The 24,153-nt window shown below is 69.4% G+C and carries 15 protein-coding genes and 1 tRNA gene; 7 read left to right on the forward strand and 9 right to left on the reverse strand.

Annotated elements, in window-relative coordinates:
* The first annotated feature begins 811 nt into the window (after positions 1 to 811).
* Complete coding sequence (locus ACWEH3_RS19940; RefSeq protein WP_450016491.1) at positions 812 to 2,545, forward strand: glycerol-3-phosphate dehydrogenase/oxidase; 1,734 nt, start codon at positions 812 to 814, stop codon at positions 2,543 to 2,545.
* A gap of 6 nt (positions 2,546 to 2,551) precedes the next feature.
* Here ACWEH3_RS19940 and ACWEH3_RS19945 read toward each other — a convergent pair whose 3' ends face one another.
* The 3 genes from ACWEH3_RS19945 to ACWEH3_RS19955 form a co-directional block, all read right to left on the reverse strand.
* Positions 2,552 to 3,118 carry a TetR/AcrR family transcriptional regulator gene (locus ACWEH3_RS19945; protein ID WP_450016509.1) on the reverse strand — a complete coding sequence of 189 codons (567 nt, stop codon included), beginning with the start codon at positions 3,116 to 3,118 and terminating at the stop codon, positions 2,552 to 2,554.
* Between the two features lie 126 nt (positions 3,119 to 3,244).
* The gene (locus ACWEH3_RS19950; protein WP_450016489.1) at positions 3,245 to 4,027 is read right to left on the reverse strand and encodes a DNA-formamidopyrimidine glycosylase family protein; all 783 of its coding nucleotides are present in this window, start codon (positions 4,025 to 4,027) and stop codon (positions 3,245 to 3,247) included.
* A gap of 39 nt (positions 4,028 to 4,066) precedes the next feature.
* The gene (locus tag ACWEH3_RS19955; protein WP_450016487.1) at positions 4,067 to 8,959 is read right to left on the reverse strand and encodes an ATP-dependent helicase; all 4,893 of its coding nucleotides are present in this window, start codon (positions 8,957 to 8,959) and stop codon (positions 4,067 to 4,069) included.
* 108 nt (positions 8,960 to 9,067) lie between these two features.
* On the opposite strand from ACWEH3_RS19955, the gene ACWEH3_RS19960 reads away from it, so the two are divergent.
* The 3 genes from ACWEH3_RS19960 to ACWEH3_RS19970 all read left to right on the forward strand — a co-directional run bounded on the left by ACWEH3_RS19960 (position 9,068) and on the right by ACWEH3_RS19970 (position 11,459).
* On the forward strand, positions 9,068 to 9,616 hold the full coding sequence (locus ACWEH3_RS19960; RefSeq protein ID WP_039796212.1) for a histidine phosphatase family protein: 549 nt from the start codon (positions 9,068 to 9,070) through the stop codon (positions 9,614 to 9,616).
* 62 nt (positions 9,617 to 9,678) lie between these two features.
* Positions 9,679 to 10,626: a patatin-like phospholipase family protein gene (locus tag ACWEH3_RS19965; RefSeq protein WP_450016485.1), complete on the forward strand. Its 948-nt coding sequence runs from the start codon at positions 9,679 to 9,681 to the stop codon at positions 10,624 to 10,626.
* Positions 10,623 to 11,459 (forward strand): SDR family NAD(P)-dependent oxidoreductase, encoded by an 837-nt coding sequence (locus ACWEH3_RS19970; protein ID WP_450016483.1) that lies wholly within the window; start codon positions 10,623 to 10,625, stop codon positions 11,457 to 11,459. Before ACWEH3_RS19965 ends, ACWEH3_RS19970 begins: the two co-directional genes overlap by 4 nt.
* Positions 11,460 to 11,514: 55 nt before the next feature.
* Here the strand turns inward: ACWEH3_RS19970 and ACWEH3_RS19975 are convergent, their stop codons facing one another.
* Complete coding sequence (locus ACWEH3_RS19975; RefSeq protein WP_450016481.1) at positions 11,515 to 12,702, reverse strand: lipase family protein; 1,188 nt, start codon at positions 12,700 to 12,702, stop codon at positions 11,515 to 11,517.
* A gap of 359 nt (positions 12,703 to 13,061) precedes the next feature.
* Positions 13,062 to 13,541, reverse strand: a complete 480-nt coding sequence (locus ACWEH3_RS19980) for a hypothetical protein (RefSeq protein ID WP_355073468.1) — start codon at positions 13,539 to 13,541, stop codon at positions 13,062 to 13,064.
* 286 nt (positions 13,542 to 13,827) lie between these two features.
* Here ACWEH3_RS19980 and ACWEH3_RS19985 point away from each other — a divergent pair, with 286 nt between their 5' ends.
* Complete coding sequence (locus tag ACWEH3_RS19985; RefSeq protein WP_450016479.1) at positions 13,828 to 17,301, forward strand: indolepyruvate ferredoxin oxidoreductase family protein; 3,474 nt, start codon at positions 13,828 to 13,830, stop codon at positions 17,299 to 17,301.
* 55 nt (positions 17,302 to 17,356) lie between these two features.
* Here the strand turns inward: ACWEH3_RS19985 and ACWEH3_RS19990 are convergent, their stop codons facing one another.
* The 4 genes from ACWEH3_RS19990 to amaB form a co-directional block, all read right to left on the reverse strand.
* A complete protein-coding gene (locus tag ACWEH3_RS19990) occupies positions 17,357 to 18,820 on the reverse strand; it encodes a subtype B tannase (RefSeq protein WP_450016477.1) in 1,464 nt (487 codons plus the stop codon).
* A 395-nt stretch (positions 18,821 to 19,215) separates the two neighbouring features.
* A complete protein-coding gene (locus ACWEH3_RS19995; RefSeq protein WP_450016475.1) occupies positions 19,216 to 19,845 on the reverse strand; it encodes a hypothetical protein in 630 nt (209 codons plus the stop codon).
* A 611-nt stretch (positions 19,846 to 20,456) separates the two neighbouring features.
* A tRNA-Met gene (locus ACWEH3_RS20000) sits at positions 20,457 to 20,530 on the reverse strand.
* A 75-nt stretch (positions 20,531 to 20,605) separates the two neighbouring features.
* The gene (gene amaB, locus ACWEH3_RS20005) at positions 20,606 to 22,135 is read right to left on the reverse strand and encodes an L-piperidine-6-carboxylate dehydrogenase (protein WP_450016473.1); all 1,530 of its coding nucleotides are present in this window, start codon (positions 22,133 to 22,135) and stop codon (positions 20,606 to 20,608) included.
* A gap of 112 nt (positions 22,136 to 22,247) precedes the next feature.
* Between amaB and ACWEH3_RS20010 the strand changes: the two genes are divergently transcribed.
* Together ACWEH3_RS20010 and lat are read left to right on the forward strand one after the other, a co-directional pair.
* On the forward strand, positions 22,248 to 22,700 hold the full coding sequence (locus ACWEH3_RS20010; RefSeq protein WP_355073522.1) for an Lrp/AsnC family transcriptional regulator: 453 nt from the start codon (positions 22,248 to 22,250) through the stop codon (positions 22,698 to 22,700).
* A gap of 64 nt (positions 22,701 to 22,764) precedes the next feature.
* A complete protein-coding gene (lat, locus tag ACWEH3_RS20015) occupies positions 22,765 to 24,099 on the forward strand; it encodes an L-lysine 6-transaminase (protein ID WP_450016470.1) in 1,335 nt (444 codons plus the stop codon).
* The last annotated feature ends 54 nt before the right edge of the window (positions 24,100 to 24,153 follow it).

Genomic DNA, 24,153 nt, shown 5'->3' on the forward strand with positions numbered 1-24,153 from the left:
ATCTGCGCGCTGGCCTTCTTCGCGGGGGCGTACGCGGCGGCCGCGCAAACGCGAGCCGGGCCGCGAACGGTGCATGCTCGGTCTCGCTTCGCTCGAAAGACGTGGTTGCGGTGCGCTGGGCGCGTCGGTGTCGAAGTTCGGCTACCGGTGCACGCGGTTGTAGTGCTGGCTGCGGGTCCGGCGGTCTGTTCCTCCTTTCGTCGCGTACGCGGCGGCCAGTCGGACCGGAGCCGGGCGGCGAAGGGTGGATGCTCGGTCTCGCTTCGCGCTGAAGGCGTGGGTGCCGTCGGGGTCGAGGCTTGCTACCCGGTGCGAGCGGTTGGTGGTAGCTCTGGTGTCGGCTCGATCGGTTCGGCGAGTTGTCGGGTACGAGTCGGCTGTGTTGGTCGCCGGCGCATGTGCTCGGCCGGGACTGGCCGGAGGGGCAGGCGTGTTGGCCGTTCGGGCTGTGGCGGGGCGCGTGCGACTCGTGGGTCGGATTCGAGACGTTGTGCATGAGGCCGCAGTAGTTGCCGGTCCGCCGGGGTGTTTTGCCCTGCCTGGGCAGCTGCTCGGTCTCGGTTCGGTCGCAATTGTGCTGGGTCTGATGAGGCGATCCGGTCGTTGCGGCGGCGGGGTTGGTGAATGCGGGAGTGTGCTGTTGTGTGCCTCACTGGGCGGTGGGGACGGCTCGCCGCTCAGCTAGGGTTGGGCTTGTTACCGACGAGTAGGACGGGGCGACACGGGCCGGGGCGCGGGCGGTCGATTCGCGGCGGTTCGCCTAGCCTGGATCTGAACGCTCGATCGGACACATCCGCTGGAGGAGTCGAGCATGGCGAAGAAACCGGAATCGCAGCTTCTCGGGCCGGAGCAGCGCAGTGTGGCCTGGGAGCGCTTCGGCAAAGATCATTTCGATGTGGTCGTGGTCGGTGGGGGCGTGGTCGGGGCCGGTATCGCGTTGGACGCGGCGACCAGGGGCTTACAGGTCGCCTTGGTCGAAGCCCGCGACTTCGCGTCCGGGACTTCCAGCCGGTCGTCGAAGATGTTCCACGGCGGGCTGCGCTACCTCGAGCAGCTGGAGTTCGGATTGGTGCGCGAGGCGCTGCGCGAGCGCGAGCTCGCGCTGTCCATGCTGGCGCCGCACCTGGTCAAGCCGCTGCGCTTCCTGTACCCGCTGACCAACCGCGTGTGGGAGCGTCCGTACGTGGCGGCGGGACTGGTCCTGTACGACACCATGGGCGGGGCGAAATCCGTTCCCGGGCAACGGCATCTCACTCGCGCGGGCGCGCTGCGGCTGGCGCCCGGGTTGCGGCGCGATTCGCTGATCGGCGGTGTCAGCTACTACGACACGGTCGTCGACGACGCACGCCACACCATGATGGTGGCGCGTACGGCCGCGCACTACGGTGCGGTGATCCGCACGTCCACCCAGGTCGTCGGGTTCCTGCGGGAAGCCGACCGGGTGGTCGGCGTGAAGGTGCGCGACACCGATGACGGCCGCGCGGGCGAGGTCCGTGGACATGTGGTGATCAACGCGACCGGCGTGTGGACCGACGAAGTCCAAGCTCTCTCGCATCAGCGCGGCCGGTTCCATGTGCGGGCTTCCAAGGGCGTGCACATCGTGGTCCCACGCGACCGGATCGTGAGCGACACCGCGATCATCCTGCGCACCGCGACATCGGTGTTGTTCGTCATCCCCTGGGGCGCGCACTGGATCATCGGCACCACCGACACCGAGTGGAATCTCGACCTCGCGCATCCGGCCGCGACCAAGGCCGATATCGACTATCTGCTGGAACGGGTGAACCAAGTACTGGTTCAGCCACTCACGCCGGACGACATCGACGGCGTGTACGCGGGCCTGCGCCCGTTGCTGGCCGGGGAGAGCGACGAGACCTCCAAGCTCTCTCGCGAACATGCCGTCGCCCGGGTCGCGCCCGGCCTGGTCGGCATCGCGGGTGGGAAGTACACCACCTATCGCGTGATGGCTCTCGACGCGGTGGACGAAGCGGCGCAGGACATACCGGCCCGGGTCTCACCGTCGATCACGGCGAAGGTGCCGCTGCTCGGCGCCGACGGCTATTTCGCGCTGGTCAACCAGACGGTGCAGCTGGCCGAGACCTACGGGGTGCATCCGTACCGGATCAAGCACCTGCTGGATCGGTACGGCTCGCTGATCGCCGATGTCATGTCCTTCGCCGAGGACCAACCCGAACTGCTGCAACCGATCACGGACGCGCCGTCCTATCTCCAGGTGGAGGCGGTCTACGCGGCGGCGGCCGAGGGCGCCCTGCATCTCGACGACATCTTGGCCCGGCGGACCCGGATCTCGATCGAGTACCCGCACCGCGGAGCCAATTGCGCGGAGCAGGTGGCCCGGCTGGTCGCGCCCGTCCTGGGCTGGGACGACGAGGAGATCGACCGGGAGGTCCGCACCTATCAGGCGCGGGTCGAGGCGGAGATCGAATCGCAGACTCAACCGGACGACGCCTCCGCCGATGCCCTGCGGATCGCCGCGCCCGAGCCGCGCCCGCAGATCCTGGAGCCGGTGCCGTCGGAGGGCTGAGTGTGGTCAGTCGGGTGCTTCCATCGCCATGGCCCAGCCGACCAGCGAGCGCAGGTAGCGCAACACCAGTTCGTGCGGATACGCGCTCGGGCCGGTGAGGTGCAGCCGGGCCAGTTCCTCCATGGCGGCCAACAGGATTCGCTCCGTCGGACCATTCGGGTCCACCGTTACCCCGAGGTATCGGGACAGATGACGCGCGCCGATCGCCCGCGCGTAGGCGCGACCGAGCGCGAGTCGCTCGCGCAGCTCCGGCGGCCCGCCGTCGAACGGGCTGAGCATGATGCGCCAGCTGGTCGGCGCGGCGTGCAGGTAGGCGAGGATGCCGCGACCGACCCGGTCCACGTCACCGTGGTCCCAGTCCACGCTGCGCACACCGGCGAAGGCGATGGCCGGCTCGCGGTCCAGCAGCGCCGAGGTCAGCCCGGACAGGTCGGTGAACTGCTGGTACACCAGCGCGCGGGCGACCCGCGCTTGGCGGGCCACCCGGTCGATGCTCACCGCGCCGAAGCCTTCGGTGGCGACGATGTCGCGCGCCACGTTCAGCAGCTGGGTACGGCGGTCGGCTGCGGACATCCGGCGCTTCGGCCGCGCCTCGCTGGTACCGCGCTCGGCCGTGGAGCGGTCGGTGGTCACGCCGTCGAAGGTAGCTCGAGCAGCAGTTCGTCCGCCCGCGCCGCGCTTGGGACTCGCGGCATCGGATCATTCGGCCGGGATGGGCTGACATCGAGGGCAGAAGAAGATGCCCCGCTCGCGCTGCACCACCCGGTCGTGATCCGGTGCGGTGTCACCGAGTAGGTCGGCGACGAGTGGGGTGCCGCAGCGCTGGCACGGACGGTGTGTTCGGCCGTAGGCCAGAGCGCGCCGCGGCGGCTTGGCCACCGATTCGGCGAGGATGCGGTGTGCTTCGTTGACCATGGCCAACAGGTCCGGGACGTCGCCGACCCTGGTCGCGGGGTGGACGCGGCGCAAGAAACACACCTCGCTGCGAAAGATGTTTCCGATACCGGCGAGGTTGCGCTGATCCAGCAGCGCGACGCCGATGGGTTGATCCGGATACCGCGCCAATCGCCGGGCGGCTTCCGCCGCATCCCAATCCGGGCCCAGCAGGTCGGGTCCGAGATGGTCGACGATGCGGTGCTCGTCGCCCACCCGCACGACCTCGACGGTGCCCAAGGAGAACCCGACGGCTTCGACGTCCGCGGTGCTCAACACGACTCGCGCGGCGACTCGCGGTTTCGTCCAGCGCTGTCCGCAGTGGAATACGCGCCAGCTGCCCTCCATCTTCAGGTGGGTGTGAACGCTCACGGTGGGCGTGCGGATGAACAGGTGCTTTCCGTAACTGCCGACGCTCTCGACCACCTGCCCGCGCAGATCCACCGTCGCGTATCGCGGTACACGGAAGTCACTGCGTGTCAGTTCTTTTCCCGCCAGCGCGGTGCGAAGCCGTTTCGCGGCGAGAAAAACGGTGTCCCCCTCAGGCATACGACAGCTCCGCCGAGTCGGCGCGGAATCGCCGCGGGCTCACGGACGGCTCCGGAGACGCAGGCCGCGGGGGGTGGCGGAAAAGCCGGCCTCGGTGAGGAACCCGGCGAACGTGTTGCCGTGCACGGTGTCTCCGTTGACCCGGTCGATGACCAGCGAGTCCACCCGGCGGCGGTGGACCAGGTCGGCGAGCGCCGCGGCGGCGGCGCGGCGCGCGTCGGGGTCCTCGGTGAAGGTGAGCAGGGTCTTGCCGCCCCGCTCCAGATACAGCACCAGTTCGCCGTCGACGAGCACGACGAGCGCTCCGGCTTTACGTCCGGGGCGATGCCCGCCCTCCACGTCGCTCTTCGGCCAGGCCAGAGCGGCGCCATATGGGTTCGCCGGATCGGACGCGGCCAGTGCCAGTACCGTGCCGGTCGGCTCCCTGGACTCGGGACGGGCGCGTTCCGGGTCGAAGGAGCGCAGCCGGTCCACCACGTCGGTGGTGGAGAACTGCGCGCCGCCCAGCGAATCGACGAAATAGCCGCGGCGGCAGCGTCCTCGGTCCTCGAACTCGGTGAGCACCCGGTACATCAGCGCGAACCCACCCGGCACCCCCTCGTTCTGCACCGAGCCCCTGGTGAGCACGCCGTACCGCTCCAGGAGCAGGTCCGCGGTCGCGTGGGCGCGCACGGTGTTGTCCGAGACCCGCTCCGGGAGCAGAGACCATCTCCCGGCGACCGAGGGCGGGCCGGAACGGGTGGGCATGCTCGGCCGGGGCAGGTAGGCCCGCCCTCGCGGGGCGCGGCGGGGCGTGCGGTGGGCCGTCGTGGTCCGGGCCGTGCCGGACAGCAACGCCCGTACCGGCGCGAACGTGTCACCGGAAACCATTCCGGCCCACACCAATTCCCACAGTGCGGCGGCCGCGGCGGTGTCGTCGAGCAGGCCGGTGGCGTCCGAGAGTTGCCGGAAGAAGTACGCGCCGCCGCCCTGCGGCACGGGTATCAGTCGTTCCGCGGGAGCGCCGGAGATCGAATGCCCCGCGTCGGCCGCGTCTTCCGAGCCGACCGGTGATCGCCTGCCACGTCGGCCGTTGTCCGACTCGTTCGGTGTGGCTCTACCGGCCGTCTCGGCGGATCGCGGGCGCGCGCCGTGACCGTCGGACGCACTGCCGGTCGGCGGATCCGGCTCGTCCAACGGCACGGGCGGTCGATCCGGCACGGTTTCCGCGGGGCCGGGTGGTGTCCATGGCACGAAGGTCGCGCCGAGCGCGGCGAGCAGGCGCAATTGGACCTCGGTGAGATCGACCTCGTCCGGCGGCGCGAGGGTGAACGGCGCCTGCTCGGCCGGATGCAGGGCGATCCAGCCGTCCTTGGCGGTGATGGCGCCGTGCCCGGACCAGATCACCTCACCCGTCGCCATGAGTTCGTCGAGCATGGCCGGGGTGTAATCACGCACCCGCGCGGGCAGGACGAGCGATTCCCAGGCGGAGGCCGGGATCGGCACGCCCGCGAGTTGTTCCACGACGGCCGCCACGCCGTCGACGCCGCGCAGTTCGCCGCTGCCGACGTGCTGCCAGGACGGGAGAAAGCGCCCGAACGCGGCGGTCGAGACCGGCTCGACCTCGTGCCGGGCGGCGGCGAGCGATCTGCGGCGCAGCCGGCGCAGCACCTGCGCGTCGCACCACTCCGCCCCGGCGGCTCCGGGCGTGAATTCCCCCTCGACCACCCGTTTTTCGATGGCGAGCCGGTGTAGTGCGGTGGCGGCGACCGCGGTGCCGATCCCGAACCGGGCCGCCACCGCCTCCGTGCCGAACGGGCCGTGCGTGCGGGCGTAGCGGCCGACCAGATCGCCGAGCGGATCGGCCACCGGCTCGATGAACGCCGACGGCGTGCCGATCGGCAGCGGAACCCCGAGCGCGTCGCGCAGCCGGGCCGCGTCCTCCACCGCGACCCACCAGCTGCGCCCCGCGAAGGAGACCTCCAGCGCACGGCGTGCGGACACGAGGCTCTCGAACCAGGCGACGGGATCCTCGTCGGAGCGCTCGGCGGCTTCGGCGGCGGTGAGCGGCCCGAGCAGCCGCAGCAGATCCGCCAAACCCTCGGCGTCGCGCGCGTGCCGCTCGGGAGTGAGCCGCTGCAGTTCTCGCTCGGTTTGCTCGATTACCGCGGCGTCGAGCAGTTCGCGCAGCTCGACCCGGCCGAGCAACTCGGCGAGCAGACCGGAATCGAGCGAGAGCGCGGCGGCGCGCCGCTCGGCCAGCGGGCTGTCGCCGTCGTACATGAACTGCCCGATGTAGTCGAACAGCAGGGCGTTGGCGAACGGTGACGGCGTCGCGGTCTCCACCTCGACCAGCCGTATCCGGCGCCGACCGACCTGTCCGAGCAGGTCGCGCAGTGACGGCAGGTCGTAGACATCGCGCAGGCATTCGCGCACCGTCTCCAGCAGGATCGGGAATTCGGGGAACTTGCGCGCCACGTCCAGCAACTGGGCCGAGCGCTGCCGCTGCTGCCACAGCGGCGCTCGCTTGCCCGGGTCGCGGCGCGGCAGCAGCAATGCGCGGGCGGCGCATTCGCGGAACCTGGAGGCGAACAGCGCCGAGCCGCCCACCTGCTCGGTGACGATGTCGTCGATCTCGTCGGACTCGAAGACGAACAGTTCGGCGCCCGGCGGATCATCGGTGGTATCGGGCAGCCGCACGACGATGCCGTCGTCGGAGGCGTTCGGCGCGGCGTCCACACCGAACCGTTCGCGCAGCCGCGCCCCGATGGCCAGCGCCCAGGGGGCGTGGACCGGAAGACCGTAGGGGGAGTGCAGCACCAGCCGCCAGTCGCCTAGTTCGTCGCGGAACCGCTCCACCACCAGAGTGCGGTCGGTGGGCAGATGTCCGGTCGCGGTGCGCTGTTCGTCCAGGAGTGTGAGCAGGTTGGCGGTCGCGTTGTCGTCGAGACCGGCGGAAAGCATGATATCCGCGACGCGCTCCGGTATCGCGGGCGTGCGACCCATGCCGTTGTGTATCGAATCCTCCTGCGCGCGAGTCTGTTTCGACGCCTTCGGAGGTGTGCCGGCATCGCGCCGTGCGGTCTTCCCGGTACCCGTGGACGCTTCGGCGGCGAGGTCCTGTGCGACCGTGCGCACGAATTCACCGAGCGCCGCGCCGAGTTCGGCGGGCCGACCGAGCCCGTCGCCGTGCCAGAACGGCAACCGCCCCGGCTGCCCGAACGCGGGCGTCACCAGCACCCGGTCGAAGGTGATCTCCTCGATCCGCCAGCTCGTCGCCCCGAGCGCGAACACATCGCCGACCCGGGACTCGTAGACCATCTCCTCATCGAGCTCCCCGACCCGGGAAGCCTTCTCGCCCACCATGTACACCGCGAACATGCCGCGATCGGGGATCGCTCCGCCCGAGGTCACGGCCAGCCGTTGCGCGCCGGGCCGCCCGGTGAGCGTGCCCGCGTCGCGATCCCAGACCAGCCGGGGACGCAGTTCGGCGAACTCGTCGGACGGATACCGCCCGGAGAGCAGGTCCAGCACCGATTCGTAGGCCGAGCGCGGCAGCGACGCGTAGCTGCCGGTACCGCGCACGACGTCGAACCACGCGTCGACGTCGATCGGGTCCAGCGCGCACGCGGCGACGGTCTGCTGCGCGAGGATGTCCAACGGATGCGCCGGGATCTGGATCGCCTCGATCTGTCCGGCCGTCATCCGCCGCGACGCCACCGCGCAATGGATGACGTCGGTGCGGTGCTTGGGGAAGATCACCCCGCGCGAGATCTCGCCGACCTGATGCCCGGCCCGCCCGATCCGCTGCAATCCGCTGGCCACCGAGGGCGGCGCCTCCACCTGGACCACCAGGTCGACCGCGCCCATGTCGATGCCGAGTTCCAGGCTGCTGGTCGCGACGACGCAGCGCAGCCGCCCGCTCTTGAGATCGTCTTCGATCAGCGCTCGCTGCTCCTTGCTGACCGAACCGTGGTGCGCGCGCGCCAGCAGGGGCCCCGCGCCGTGGATCACCTCGGTGGACGGGCCGAGCTGGGCGGGCGGCTTGTGCTCGGTCTCCACCGGCTCGCCCAGCCGCGCCGCGTAGGCCTCGTTCAGCCGGGCGGTGAGCCGCTCGGCCAGCCTGCGGGAGTTCGCGAACACGATCGAGGACCGGTGCTCCAGCACGAGTTCGACGATCGCCTCGTCTACGTGGGGCCAGATCGAGCCCGGTTGGTCGGAGTCGCCGGGCTCGGTCATGTCCGCCACCGGCACGCGCACCGACAGGTCGAACGTCTTGGGCGCGGGCGGCGCGACCAGGGTGATCGGCGCGTTGCCGACCAGGAAGCGGCCGACTTCCTCCGGCGGCCGGACGGTCGCCGACAGCCCGATGCGCTGGGCGGGCCGCTCGGTCAGCAGATCCAGCCGGGCCAGCGACAGCGCCAGGTGCGAACCGCGCTTGGAACCGGCGATCGCGTGCACCTCGTCCACGATCACCGTGCGCACGTCCCGCAGCGTCTCGCGGGCCGCCGAGGTGAGCATGAGGAACAGCGACTCCGGCGTGGTGATCAGGATGTCCGGCGGGGTCCGCAGCATGGACCGCCGATCGGACGCGCTGGTGTCGCCGGAACGGACCCCGACAGTGATCTCCGGCGGCTCCAGTCCCAGGCGTTTCGCCGTCTGTGTGACGCCAACCAGCGGCGCCCGCAGATTGCGTTCCACGTCCACCGCCAGCGCCTTCAGCGGGGACACGTACAGCACGGAGGTGCCCGCCCGCTCCGGCCGCCGTTCCCGGCCGGCCAACTGGTCTATCGCCCACAGGAACGCCGAGAGCGTCTTGCCGGACCCGGTGGGCGCGACGACCAGAGTGTGCTCGCCCGCCGCGATCGCCTTCCACGCCCCGAGTTGAGCGGAGGTCGGCGCGGGGAACGCGCCGTCGAACCACTCCTGGGTCGCGCGGGAGAACTGGGCCATGGATTCAAGTGTGCACCGGCCCACCGACAAGCACGCCCGTACCGATTCGCGAGCGAAGCGGGAGCAATCGAACAACGGCCGCCGACGCCGGGCCGTACGCTTCGACAGGTGCAAAAAGTGCTCAGACTCGACCTGGTCAGCCATGGGATGACCGAGGCGATGCGGAAGGCACGGTTCCCGGTGGACGAATCGCTCACCGAGGCGGGCAGGCGGGCGGTGGCCGGATGCGGGCCGCTCACCGCCGCGCGGGTGCTCACCGGCCCGGAACGCCGGACGGTGGAGACCGCCGCGTTGCTGGGGCTGCTGCCGGATGAGGAGGACAACCGGCTGCGCGACCTGGACGCGGGCGCCTGGCGCGGCGGCGAACTGATGTCGGTGCCCCAGGACGAGCTGTACGCCTGGTTGACCGACCCGGCGTTCCGCGGGCACGGCGGCGAGTCCGTGCTGGACGTGATCGAACGGACCAGGCTCTGGATGGCCGAGGTCGCCGCGCGGTCGGTGTCCACGATCGCGGTCACCCACCCTGCGGTCGTCCGGGCCGCGCTGCTGGTGACGCTGGACGCTCCACCCAAATCGTTCTGGCGCATCGACATCCCGCCCGGCAGCGTCACCCGCCTGCACTATCGCGGTGAATGGACGCTGCACTTCACGGCCTGAGCCGGGATACCGACCGCTCGAGGGGGTGGCTTTCGGGCCGAGCCGGGCTAGTGTCTGAGACTATGGGTAACAACAAAGGGTCGCAGCGGCGCGGCCTGGCCATCGGATGCGGTGGCACCGTGGGGGCGGCCTGGATCGTCGCCGCCCTCGCCGCCGCCCGGGACGTGCTCGACTGGGATCCGCGCGAGGCGGACGTGCTGCTGGGCACGTCCGCGGGTGCGGAGACGGTGACGATGCTCGGCAGTGGCGTTTCGGTGGACGACCTGGTCGCGTTGCAGCGCGGCACCGCGAGCGACCCGATCCTGTGCGAGCACCGCGCCGCCGAGCCCGGCCGGTTTCCGCCGCTGCCGCGCCCGCGGCTCGGCTCGCCCCGACTGCCGCTGCGTCGCCACGAGCCGGGCCAGGCGCTGTTGGCCGCGGGCAGCGGACTGCTTCCGGTCGGCGGTGGCGACCCGGGCTGGCTGCAACGGCTGGCCGAACGACTGAACCCCGGCCGCGACTGGGTGCCGCATCCGGCGACCCGGCTGGTGGCGATGGACTACGCGACGGGCGAGCGGGTCGCGTTCGGCGCGCCCGGTGCGCCCGCCGCGACCATCGGCGCGGCACTGCGGGCGTCGTGGGCCGTTCCCGGATGGTTCCCTCCGGTCACCATCGGGGGCCGCCGCTTCGTCGACGGCGGCGTGGGCTCCACGGCCTCGGTGGACCTGCTCGTCGCCGAGAACTTGGACGAACTCCTCGTGCTGGCTCCGATGGCCTCCGCGGCCCGGATCCCGGCGACCGGCCCCGGGCACCTGCTGGAACGGCAGCTGCGCAACCGGATGAGCGACAAGCTTCGCACCGAGATCGCACGACTGCGCGCCGCGGGCACGAAGGTGCTGTTCGTGGGCGCGACCGCCGACGACCTCGCGGTGACGGGACCGAACTTCATGGACGGCCGCCGCCGTCTCGCCACCTTCGAACACAGCCTGCGCAGTACCCGCCGCACGCTCGAACAAGGAGCATTCGTATGAGAATCCTCGGATCCGGTTACCCCGCGATCGACCTGCGCGAGGCGACAGTCCTGATCACCGGAGGCGGACGGGGAATCGGCCGGGCCACCGCGGCATTGTTCGCCGCGAAAGGATCCCGTGTCGTCATCGCCGACGTGGACAAACCCGCCGCCGAGGAGACGGCCGCCGCGATCGGGGCGGGCGCGTTCGAACTCGACGTGCGTTCGCGCGGGCAATGGGACGCGGTGGCCGCGGCGGTCGGCGGAATCGACGTGCTGGTCAACAACGCCGGTGTCATGCCCGCGGGCGCGTTCCTGGACGAACCGGACGTGGTCGGTCAGGCCACGCTGGACATCAACGTCTGGGGTCTCATCCACGGCATGCGCGCCGTCGCGCCGGGCATGATCGAGCGTGGTCACGGCCATGTCGTCAACGTCGCCTCGCTGGCGGGCAAGGTCCCGATTCCGGGGCTGGCCGTGTACAACGCGAGCAAGTTCGCCGCGGTCGGTCTCTCGGCGGCGACCCGCCTGGAATTCGCCGGGCATGGCGTCAGTGTCAGCTGCGTCCTGCCGTCGGCCGTGCGGACCCGCCTTTCCTCGGGGCTGACACTCGGCCACGGCATGCCGACCGTCGACCCGGAAGACGTCGCCGCCGCGATCGTGCGCACCTGCGTCACCCGTAAAGCCGAGGTGGCCGTGCCGAATTACCTCGGCCCGCTCGACATCGCACTGGCCGCCGCGCCGGAACGCGCGGTGCGCCTGATCCGCGGCCTGTTCGACGGGGATCGCGCGTTGCACCCGGCCGACGAGAAGGTCCGCGCGCAGTACGAGAAAGAGGTGCGTTCCATCGGCTGATGCAACGAAGAGCGGCCCGGGAGAAGCACTCCCGGGCCCGCTTGTCTTCTGGGTTTCAGCAGCTGGTCGGTGCGGGTTCGCCGCGGAACCTGGCCTCGACGTAGTTCCACGCGTCCGCGAACCCGGCGGCGGCCGCGGTCAGGTGTTCGGAGATGTCGACGGTATGGAACGTCAACCGCGCACCCGCCTTGCAGTACCGGTCGGCGACCTCGGCGACCGGGTTGTAAAAGGTGAGGGTGTCGAAGCGGCCCTGCCACATGTAGGTCGGCACAGTCGGAACGCCGTCGAAGTACTTCAGGCTGTTCTCCCGCAGGACGGCGTGCGCCTCCGGGCTGTCCATCAGGCTCTTGGACGCCGCCATCTGCTCCGCGCTGCGGAAGGCGCCGTGGAAGAGCAGGAACCGGCGGCAGGCGTCGTGGGTGAATTCCCGGAACCACAAACCGTTCTCGTTGAGCTGATCGGAGATCGGCAGCCGGTCCGGGTACTCCCGCTCCAGCCCCATGGCGGCGGCGAAGGCGAGGCCGAATCCGGGGTGCGGCTCGAAGCCGAGCGCCATCGCCATCTCCTCCAGGTCGGCGGGGATGCCACCGGCCACGGCGGTGGTGAGTTTCAGATCCGGCGCGTAGGTGGGCTGCATGGCGGCGGCCCACGCGGTGGCCATGCCGCCGCCGGAGTACCCCGCGATGGCGACGGGGGAGTCGGACAGCCCCAGTTCGGCGACCTTGCGGACGGCCTTCACGCTGTCGAGGGTCATCATTCCGGCCAGGCGCGCGGCGCCGTAGGCGGAGGTGGGGCCCAGATAGTCCGGCAGCGAGATCGCCCATCCGCGTCCGATGGGCAACATCGCGCCGACCGCGTCCTGTAGTTCGCCGTTGAACAGCGAGCGCGACGGATTGCACTGGGTGCCGAGGGAATTGATCAGCGCCTGGTAGGAGACCAGCGGCGGATTCCGCACCCCGGCGGGCATCAGGACCGTGGTGATGCCCATGACAGGGTTGCCCTGCGAATTGGTGGAGCGGAACGCGACTTGCCAGCCGACGGTCCCGACATACATACCGGTGTCGATCCTGCGGGTCCGTACGACGTCGCCCGGGGTGAGCGCCCCCAGGTCGGGCGGCGCGGTGTAGAAGGAATCGGGATCGGGAGTGGGATAGAGGGGTTGCGCGGTAGCGGGCAGGCCGAGCAGGCCGAGCGAGACGATGCTCACCAGCAAGATCGCGATCCTGAACGGAGCTCTGGACACGGGTTTCCTTCGAAAGTCAGCCGTCACCGACCCACCGACCCGCGGCGGGCACGCCGCGCGTCGGTGCTTCGGACGCACCGGCACTACAAGAGAAACCGCAGCGAACCTTCGCTGCGGGCGGAGCAGAAGGAACCGCCGCGGTGGGGACCCTGAGTCGATCATGGCGGACTGCCGCACCTCCTTCGACTCCGGGACCGCCGGTAGCCGCGAAGGCGGCACCATCCGCTGCGAAGATAGCGCCCGGCATTCTCCGGACGCCGCTCCGGGACAGGCGAACCGGACAAGTCACAAAGCCCGCGGCCCGCCATTCGACAAGATCACTAACGGAGGCGGCCTACCCGGTCGCGCACCGATCCGGCTCATGTGAAGCTGAGCACCGCGCGCCCGCCCAGCGGGCGTTGCAGGTCGACGACGACCACGCCGTACTCGCGCTTCTGCTCCGGGTTCGCGCCCTGACACGGCGGCATGCCGCGATGCAGGCCGTGGATCAACCGCACGCTCACCAGGTCGGCCGATTCCTCCACCCGCGCGGTGAATCCTATGCTCGGGCAGCCGACCGGGCCGGGGATGTGGATCCCGAGCTTGTCGGTCCCGTCCTCGACGTCGTACTCCGAGAAGGGCAGGGCGGAACTGGATTCCAGGTCCGCGGCATGTGGGATGACGACCATCGTCCCGCCCGCGTATCGCCGGGGGCCCGGGTCGGCCCGCATCCCCGCCGCCGCTTCCGCGGTGCGCTCCGGAGTGGCGGGCACGGCCGGGTCCGCCTGCTGCCCGCACGCGGTCAGCGTTCCGAACGTGATGGCGGCGACGATCGCCGTACCCATCCTGCGCAGTGCCACCTCTCCACCTTCACACAGGTGGACGCGGGTGCGGCGGAGGATGCGCGGTGTGGCACCGGTGCGGCTCGCGGAAATGACCGGACGCCTCGACGCATTTATGTGCGCGCCGTCACAGCGACCTCGCACAGTGCTTAGCCGGTGCCTATCGATGACATGTCTAATTGAGCAGATTGCTCAACTTATTATTCAAAGGTTGTGCGTTCAGATCTTCGGAGACACGATATCGACACCAAGTGCTCAACGAGGCGAAGCGCCGGATCGGCGCCGAGCGGACGGGTGGATCCGGATGACCGAGCTCGCCGACCGCGATCTGATCGCAGCTCCCTACGACCTCGCCGACCGTTACCGCGTCGGCTCGGGGACCGTTGTCCTCACCGGCGTGCAGGCCATCGCGCGGCAGCTGGTGGAGCAGCATGTGCGTGATCTGCGCGCCGGGCGGCGAGTGGGCACGTTCGTGTCCGGTTACCAGGGCAGTCCGCTCGGCGGCGTCGACAAGATGCTGTCCGGCATGCCGGAGGTGCTCGCCGAGCACGACATCTCGTTCGTCCCGGGGTTGAACGAGGAACTGGCCGCGACCTCCGTGTGGGGAAGCCAGGCGGAGTTGCCCGCGGGCGCGGCGACCCACGACGGCGTCGTCGGTGTCTGGTACGGCAAAGGCCCCGGCCTGGACCGCGCGACCGACGCGCTGCGCCACGCCAACATGTACGGCGCGCATCCGCGCGGCGGCGTCCTGCTGCTGGTCGGCGACGATCCGGCGGCCAAGTCCTCCACCGTGCCCGCGGTGAGCGAGCGCTCCTTGGCCGCGATGAACATTCCGGTGCTGTTCCCGCGCAACGCCCGCGAGGTCATCACCATGGGCCTGCACGGCGTCGCCCTGTCGCGCGCCTCGGGTTGCCTCGTGGCGCTGAAAATCGTCGCCGACGTCGCCGACGGCGCGTGGACCGTGGACGGTTCGGTGAGAGACATCGACATCGTTGTGCCCGAAATCGACTGGGAAGGACAGCGGTTCCACTACCGGCAGCGTCCGATGGCCGCGCCTGCCGACAGCTTGCTCGCCGAAGCGGACCTCTACGGTCCCCGCTGGGAGTTGGTGCGCGCCTACAGCACGCGCAACGGTCTGGACGTGATCGAGGTGAACCCGGTCCGCGCCACGATCGGCATCGCCGCCACCGGGACCACCTTCGACGCGGTCCGCCAAGCGCTGATCGACCTCGGCGCCGACGACGAAGCGCTGTACAACGCGGGGATCCGCCTGCTGCGCATCGGAATGCCGTTTCCCCTCGCGCCCGACCGGGTCGGCGAGTTCGCCGCCGGGCTCGACCAGCTGATCGTCGTCGAGGACAAGACCGCCTTCATCGAGACCCAGATCCGCGACATCCTGTACGGGGTCGCGGGCGCGCCGGAAATCCTCGGCAAGCGCGACGAGGCGGACCGCCCGCTGTTCGGCGCCGACGGCGAACTGACCTCCGGGCGCGTCGCCGCACCGCTGCGCCGGGTGCTCGACGGGCACATCGAACTGAAACGTCCACTGCCGCAACCGCTGTCGCTGTCGGTGCTGCCCGCCAAGCGCGCGGCCTACTTCTGCAGCGGTTGCCCGCACAATCGTTCCACCGCCGTTCCGGAGGGCTCACTGGCGGGCGGTGGCATCGGCTGTCACACGTTGGTGACCATGTCCGGCCGCGCCGACAGCAAGGTCACCGGGCTGACCCAGATGGGCGGCGAAGGCGCGCAGTGGATCGGTCAAGCGCCGTTCACGGACGTGCCGCACCTGTTCCAGAACATCGGTGACGGAACGTATTTCCATTCCGGCCAGCTCGCCGTGCAGGCGTGCGTCGCCGCCGGCGTGAACATCACCTTCAAGCTGCTGCACAACGATGTGGTCGCGATGACCGGCGCGCAGCACGCCGAGGGCGCGCTCACGGTGCCGACGCTCACCCACAAACTCGCTGTCGAGGGCGTCCGGCGGATCATCGTCTGCGCCGACGAGCCCGAGCGCTACCGCAAGCGCGATCTCGCTCCCGGCGCCCTCCTATGGCACCGCGACCGCCTCGACGAAGCGCAACGCACACTGCGCGAGATCCCCGGCGTCACCGTGCTGATCTACGACCAGCACTGCGCGGCCGACGCGCGGCGGCAGCGCAAGCGGGGCGCGCTGCCGGTGCGCCGCACCCGGGTGGTCGTCAACGAGGCGGTGTGCGAAGGCTGCGGTGACTGCGGCGTGCAGAGCAACTGCCTGTCGGTGCAGCCGGTGGACACCGAGTTCGGGCGCAAGACGCGGATCGACCAGACCTCGTGCAACACCGACTACAGCTGCCTGAAGGGCGACTGCCCCGCGTTCGTCACGGTCGAACTGCCCGACCCGGCCGCGCGGAAGCCGCGCCGAGCCGGTCGCGCGCCGCAGCCGCCTCGGCTGCAGGACCTGGTCCACGAACCGCCGACGACCACGCAGAACGTCTTTCTCGCCGGCATCGGCGGCACCGGCATCGTCACCGTGAACCAGGTCCTGGCGACCGCCGCGATGCGCGCCGGGTACGAGGTGGCGAGCCTGGACCAGATCGGCATGAGCCAGAAGGCCGGGCCGGTGGTCTCGCATCTGCGTTTCGCCGTCGGGGCGCTGGAGCCGGCCAACCGGCTGGCCCCGGCCTCGGCCGACTGCATCGTGGCGTTCGACCTGCTGGCCGCCACCGACAACAAGAACCTGGCCTACGGCTGCGCGGAGACGACCGTCTCGGTCGCCTCCACCAGCGAGACCCCGACCGGGGACATGGTCTACGACCGGTCCGTCACCTACCCCGGCGAGGCGGCGTTGCTGCGGCGATTGGAACAGGTCTCGCGCTCGGTGCGGTCCTTCGATGCTCTCGCCGCCGCGGAGGTGCTGTTCGGCAACACTGCCGCCGCGAACTTCCTCTTGGTCGGCGCAGCCTACGAACTCGGTGGTCTGCGGCTGCCGGGCACGGCGATCGAGGAGGCCATCGAGATCAACGGCGTGGCTGTGGACGCCAATCTCGCGGCCTTCCGCTGGGGCCGGGTCGCGATAGCGCGGCCAGGGGAGTTCGCCGCCGCCACCACGCGTCGCACGGCCGAACCCACTCCGGTACCGGTGCCCGCGGACCTGTTCGACGAGCTGACCGCGACGGGCGAGACGCGGCGGCTGGTCGAGCTGCGGGCCGTCGAGCTGATCGGCTTCCAGAGCGTCGCGACGGCGCGCGACTACGTGGCCACGATGCAACGAGTCTGGGCTGCCGAGCGCGAGGTGACCGACCGTACCGAGTTCAGCGAGCAGGTCGCGCGCGGGCTGTACAAGTTCACGGCATACAAGGACGAGTACGAGGTGGCGCGACGGCTCACCGATCCGTCGTTCCTGGCCGAGGTCGCCGCGCAGGTACCCGAGGGGGCGAACCTCACCTATCGGCTGCACCCGCCGATCCTGCGCGCGCTGGGACGGAAGGACAAGATCGGAATGGGGCCGGGCAGCCACTTCGCCCTGCGCTTGCTGGCCAAGGGAAAGCGGCTGCGCGGCACGAGATTCGACCCGTTCGGATACGCGCACGTGCGACGGGTGGAACGTGAGTTGCGCACTCATTACACCGCGATGGTGACAGACCTCGCCGAGGGGCTGGACCGGTCGGGCTACGACCGCGCCGTGCGGGCGGCGGCGCTCGCCGACGTGGTGCGCGGATACGAGGACATCAAACTCGCCAACGTCGCCGACTACGCGGAACGCCTGCGCGAACTCGGTATCGAGCCGCCGCGCTGCTAGCGGCTACATCGGTGGTCGGCCGGCCGCCGAGGTCGACGGCCCGGCCGGCCTCTCGTCATCCGGTGTAGCCCGTCACCTTGCCGATCCACGCGACGAAATCCGCGGCGTCCTCGTTGCTGCCGTGCCCCGCGTCCCAATACATCGCGGCGTCGACCTGGTCGCCCAGATTCGCCAGGCTCGCGGCGAGATTGCCCACGATGGTCAGCGACGCATCGGTGTCCTTGGTGCCGACGCGAATCCACCAGTGCTTCGCCCGGGCGGGATTGCGCTGCCGGAGAAAGAACATGGGGTTCATCATGCTGATCTTCTCGGGCAGGTCGCTGTCGAGTTGCGCGCCCGGGTCGCCCGTCGCTCGCCGCAGGCTGAACAGGGTGAAGTGCCTGACCTTGACGGTGCCGGCACCGAACAGGTTGTTCTCCGGAGAGGACAAGTCGAAGGCGTCGAACGCGGGCACGCCCTTCTTCCGCTCGCCCACGTGCGCGAGGAAATTCGGCCAGGTGAACTCCGCCCGGTCACCCGACCAGGTGATCCACGTGTTGGCCGCCAGGTAGCTCGAACGCTCGGAGTCCTGCAAGGCGGTCAAATACCTGGTCGCCGCCGGTTCGAGGTAGGTCCGCACGAGGTAGTTGCCGTAGTTGTCGGCCGTGATCGGCCCGAATCCGTCCGTCCCTTGCAATTCCAACGATGCTTGATAGTCCACGAACGCGGTGCTCAGTTCGCGCGAGGCCGTCGCGTCGAGTTCGCCGGAGCGCAGCGGGTTGGCGCCCCAATTCCACTCGTAGGCCATGTCCGCGTGGTCGAGATCGGTCACGGGACAGTAAGGGGCGGCGGCGAAAACGGCGTCGCTCGCGTCCGCCGCGCCGAGTTCGGCGAGATACCGGTCGTACATCCGGTTGTCGGCGGAGGCAGCCAGCAGGGCGGACAGCGCGCCGCCCGCGCTGACCCCGGTGGCGACGATCCGGTCGGTGTTTCCCGGAACCCGGCCGGAGTTGTGCCGCAGGTATCGGACCGCGGCCTTGAGATCCACGATGGCGGCGGGCGCCACGCCGTAGTACGTGCCGTCCGGGGCGACCAGGTCGCGCCCGCGCGCACCGGGCTCGACGACGACATAACCCGCCGCGAGGGCGAGCTCGCGGTTCCTGTCCCGATCACCGCCGTCGTCCGGCTTGCCGCCCTCGGCCGCCGACGACAGATAGCCGCCGATGGAGTTGCTCAAGAGAATCGGAGCCTTGCTCGCGTCGACGGTGTTCCCGTCGATCTCGACGGGAACGCTGATGTTCAAGCTCTGATACGTCTTGTTCACCGGTTTCGCCACGTAGACAACGCTGTCGTAGAACCGGTAGGTCACGTTCTTGTCCCGCTCGAAGGTGGCGACGGTCTTCTTCCGCACCGTGAATTCGTCCGGGTCGAAAGCCAGCTCGTCCGCCGGTTGCGCGTCGCTTTTCAGCAGGCCGCAGGCGGCGAACATCGGTGCGGCAACCGCCGCCACACACCCCTCGAGCATCGCCCTGCGCCGCACAGCGCTCTCCTTCGCCTTCGTGGCAAGCGTTCGGCGTCGCGGCCGGAGCGGCGTCGTCAGAACTCTTGCCCGGAACGAATCAGCTGGTCATCGGGTCGCTGAGATCGAAGGATAGCGGCAGGGGACGCCGCGCTCGCGTACCTGCGCGGCTGCCCCCGACGCGTCCGCCGGAAGGCGGGCGTCGGGCGCAACCTGCCGGTCGGCGGTCAACGACCACCTGGCGGCGCGTCGGTCGGGTCATCTACTCCCAGCACTCGCTTGGCCCGCCGCAGGACGAGGCAGCGCGAGGAACAGATGACGTGGATTTCGAGAGCGCGCCGGGCTTGCCCCTGGGTGAGTTCGCCCGGGTCGGCGAAGCAGTCGCCGATATTGGAAGTGACCGATCGCACGCGAGATCAGCCGACTTTCACCGGGACGACCGCGGCAGCGGCGAATCGAGCACGACCGACGGTAAGAGCGACCAAACCGGCATTGCCCGCCGTGGAAATCATCGGACCGGCGATCGAAACGAATTCGAACCCGCTCACCAGGAGCACGCCGAGCAGGCCGAGGCCGTTCGCGAGTGTGTTCGCGGCGAACGTTTGCCAGGTTTCCTCGTGCGGTTTGGACCACACATGCCGGAGCGTAGGAATGGTGGCGATGAGATTGGCGCATATCGCGAAGAGCGCGCCGAATGCCTTTTCCTGTACGCCGACCGTCACCAGCACGCATGCGATCGAGGAGACCAGACAGGCCCAATCGATATTGTCTTCCGGTCGCAGGCCGGACCCGCGGGTGATGCCGACGGCGATGACCGCCGCGTTCATCGCCGCCGCCGCGGCGTTGATGGCCGCGGCGAGATAGCCGCCCTCGAGGTACGCCACCACCGCGAACACAGTGTTCGCGGTGCACCAGGCCGCCCACGACGCGATGCGCGGCCGGGTGTCCCCTTCGAGTATCCCCGCCAGGTACGCGATGACACCGAACAATGAAATGCCGACGCTGAGACACGCCAAAGACGAGCTCACATTCCAGAAATCACTCACGCGGAACTTTCCTCACAGATTGTTGTCGTTGCACGCAGAGATGGCCGACAGTGGCGATCGAATCATTACGAACACGCCGAAGGAGACAAGCTGGGTGCGGTGATGGGAACCGGGGGTTGCCTGCGGGAAACACTTCGGGATGATTTGTCCAGGTGACTCGAAAGTATCGTGACACGACAACTGGGACGTCACCAATCGAGGACGGTGCCGTAACCATCTTTTAACCACCGATTCGCCACGGCGATCGGCGGCAGATTTATTCTGCTGGAGATGCGGATGTGAGCTACGGAACAGACGAGCGTCGAACTGTATCGAAGGATTGGGCACGTCGCAGTAAGCGACATCAGCAGTCATGGAATTTGTACGTCGACTGTCGGGGGTACCGACAGCAGCAACAGGGGTCTACGCGATGCGCGCAGCGTCGGATCCTCGCCGACCACCTCGCTGGACCGCGGGCTCTCCGTGAATCGCTGGCGACCTCGCCGGATCCGGAAGCCACGGCGTTCGATGAGGTGTAGCGCCCGGACGCCCCGCTGTGCGTGGCCCGTGGTCGTGACTCGATCCGGCAAAAAAGAAACGGCCCGGAGCGTGTGCTCCGGACCGTTCCGCAGTAGCGGGGACAGGATTTGAACCTGCGACCTCTGGGTTATGAGCCCAGCGAGCTACCGAGCTGCTCCACCCCGCGTCGGCTTTGCCAACACTACACAGGGTGGCGTCGAACTACCCAATCGTGCTGGTAGGAAGGCATGTTGTGGGTCGCTCAGCCGAACTCGATGCCTTGGGCGAGGGGGAGTTCGGTGGAGTAGTTCACGGTGTTGGTGGCTCGGCGCATGTACGACTTCCAGGAGTCCGAGCCGGATTCGCGGCCGCCGCCGGTCTGCTTCTCGCCGCCGAAAGCGCCGCCGATCTCGGCGCCCGAGGTACCGATGTTGACATTGGCGATCCCGCAGTCGGATCCGTCGGCGGCGAGGAAGCGTTCGGCCTCGCGCTGGTCGGTGGTGAAGACGGCGGACGAAAGGCCCTGCGGCACTTCGTTGTGCAGGGCGATCGCGCGATCGAAGTCGTCATAGGTGAGCACGTAGAGGATCGGCGCGAAGGTCTCCTCCCGCACCACCGCGGTCTGGGCGGGCATGCGCACGATGGCGGGCCGCACGTAGTAGGCGTCGTCACCGAACCCGTCGACTCGCTCGCCGCCGCAGACCAGTTCGCCACCGTCGGTCACGGCCTTGTCGAGCGCCGCGCGCATTCCGGTGTATGCCTTGCCGTCGATCAGCGGCCCGACCAGCACCCCGTCGTCGAACGGATCGCCGACGGACAGTTGCCGGTACGCCCGTTCGAGTCGGTCCAGCAGCGGGCCCGCCACGCTTCGGTGCACGATCAGCCTGCGCAGTGTCGTGCAGCGCTGCCCGGCCGTGCCCGCCGCCGCGAACACGATGGCTCGCGCCGCGAGGTCGAGGTCGGCGGACGCGGTGACGATCGCGCCGTTGTTGCCGCCCAGTTCCAGCAGGCAGCGCCCGAGCCGCTCGGCCACCCGTGGCGCCACCAGCCGACCCATCCGCACCGAGCCGGTCGCGCTCACCAGCGCTACACGCGCGTCGTCGACCAGGCGGGAGCCGACGGCGCTCGCACCCTGGATCAATTGATGGATCTCGGGGTCCGCGTCCACTTCGCGGGCCGCCCGCCGCAGCAGCGCGTGACAGGCCAGCGCGGTCAGCGGCGTCGTCTCCGACGGCTTCCACACCACGGTGTCGCCGCAGACCAGCGCGATCGCCGTATTCCATGCCCAGACCGCGACCGGGAAGTTGAACGCCGAGATCACCCCGACCACGCCGAGCGGATGCCAGGTTTCCATCAACCGGTGGCCAGGACGCTCCGAGGGCATGGTGTGGCCGTACAGCTGCCGGGACAGGCCGACGGCGAATTCGCAGACGTCGATCATCTCCTGCACCTCACCCGCGGCCTCGGCGGGGATCTTGCCCGCCTCGAGCGTGACGAGCTCGGCCAGGTCGCTCTTGTGCGCGGTGAGCAGCCGACCGAGGCTGCGCACGACCCCGGCCCGGACGGGCGCCGGAACACCGCGCCAGGCGCGGAAGGCGGTAGCGGCCCGGCCGATCGCGGCGTCGACCTCGTCGAGCGAGCTGGATCGCACGGTGGTCAGCTGCCCTCCGGTGATCGGAGTGCGTGCGGGCAGATCGCCGGGTTCCGGTGGCGGCGCGCCCAATTGGCGCAGCATCGCCTCCGCGCGGGCGGCGAGTCGCTGGGTGGCCTGGTCGTCGAGTACATCGGTCATCTGTTGTTCCGCCATACCTTTCGGCCGCGTCGCGGCGTGTCTGTCCCACATAGCGGGAGGGTGGAGGTCAGGTTCCGGACACGAGGCGGGCTGCCTGAGTTAGCCTTCGCTGATGGCGGATACACCGGCAAGACCCGTACTCGATGACATCGATCGCCTGCTGATTCGTGAACTGATGGCCGATGGACGGGCCACTCTGTCGAATCTGGCCGAAAAGGCGAGTCTGTCGGTGTCCGCGGTGCAGTCACGGGTCCGCCGATTAGAGGCGCGCGGTGTGATCCGCGGGTACACCGCGCACGTCGATCCGGAAGCCCTCGGCCAGCTGCTGTCGGCATTCGTCGCGATCACTCCTCTCGACCCGTCGCAACCCGATGACGCGCCGGCGGTGTTGCAGCACATCCCCGGCATCGAGGCCTGCCACTCGGTGGCCGGTGAGGAGAGCTACATCCTGCTGGTGCGCGTGGCGTCCCCGCGGCACCTCGAGCAGTTGCTCCAAGAGATCAGAGCCACCGCCAATGTGCGCACCAGGAGCACCATCATCCTTCAGACATTCTATGACAAGTGACGATTCGGTGTAATTAATCCGCCATGTTGTAGAGGTTCCGTAAATTTTTACGTACCCTCAGGGCGTGACCATCGAACTGGAACGCACCCGCCCGGCGGTCACCCCCGCCGCCCGGGTGCACGAGATCTTGTCGGCGAGCATCCTGGCCGACGGCTTCGACTTCGTCCTCGACCTCACCCGTTCCCGTGGCTGCCGCCTCGTCGACGAACGCGACGGCAGCCCCTACCTGGACATGTTCGGCTTCTTCGCGTCCAACGCGCTGGGCATGAACCACCCCGGCCTGACCGAGGACGCCCAGTTCCGGGCCGAGCTGCTCACCGCGGCGGTGAACAAGCCGAGCAACTCCGATGTGTACACCGTCGAGATGGCCCGCTTCGTCGAGACGTTCGTGCGGGTGCTCGGCGATCCGCGGCTACCACATCTGTTCTTCATCGATGGCGGCGGACTCGCGGTGGAGAATGCCCTCAAGATCGCGTTCGACTGGAAGAGCAGGCACAACGAGGCACACGGCCGCGCACCGGAACTCGGCGCCAAAGTGCTGCACCTGACCGGCGCGTTCCACGGCCGTACCGGTTACACCATGTCGCTCACCAATACCGATCCGGTGAAGACCGCGCGTTTCCCGAAATTCGACTGGCCGCGCGTCAAGTCGCCTTATCTCACCGACGCGTTCGACGTCGAGGAGGCGGAGGCCTGCGCGCTGACCCAGGTGCGGCGGGCATTCGAGGAAAGCCCGCACGACATCGCGTGTTTCATCGCCGAGCCGATCCAGGGCGAGGGCGGCGACCGGCATCTGCGTCCGCAGTTCCTGCAGGCCGTGCAACAGTTGTGTCACGAGAACGACGCGCTGTTCGTGCTGGACGAGGTGCAGACCGGCGTAGGCATGACCGGAACGGCCTGGGCCTATCAGCAACTCGGCTTGGCGCCGGACGTCGTCGCGTTCGGTAAGCGGACCCAGGTGTGCGGCGTCATGGCGGGTGGGCGGGTGGACGAGGTGCCCGACAACGTCTTCGCGGTCAGCTCCCGGCTCAACTCGACCTGGGGCGGCAACCTGGCCGACATGGTGCGCAGCAGGCGCACCCTGGAGGTGCTGGAGCAGGACGCGCTGATCGAACGCTCCCGGCCGTTGGGGGCGCACCTGCTCGAACGGCTGGGCGCGCTCGCCGCCCGGCACGCCGATGTCAGCGAGTCGCGCGGGCGCGGCCTGATGTGCGCGATCACCCTGTCGTCCTCCCGGCTGCGCGACGAGGTGCTCACCGCGCTGCGTGAGCGCGAGCACGTGCTGATTCTCGGCACCGGCGAGCGGGGCATCCGGTTCCGTCCTCCGCTGACGGTCACCGGCCCCGAACTGGACGAGGCCGTCGACGCGCTGGATCGGGTGCTGACCAGCCTCGAATAACGCACGGAGGTTCGATCCGGACATTCCGGTGCACCCCGGCGCGGGTGCGCCGGA

The organism is Nocardia sp. NPDC004718, from assembly GCF_053601535.1.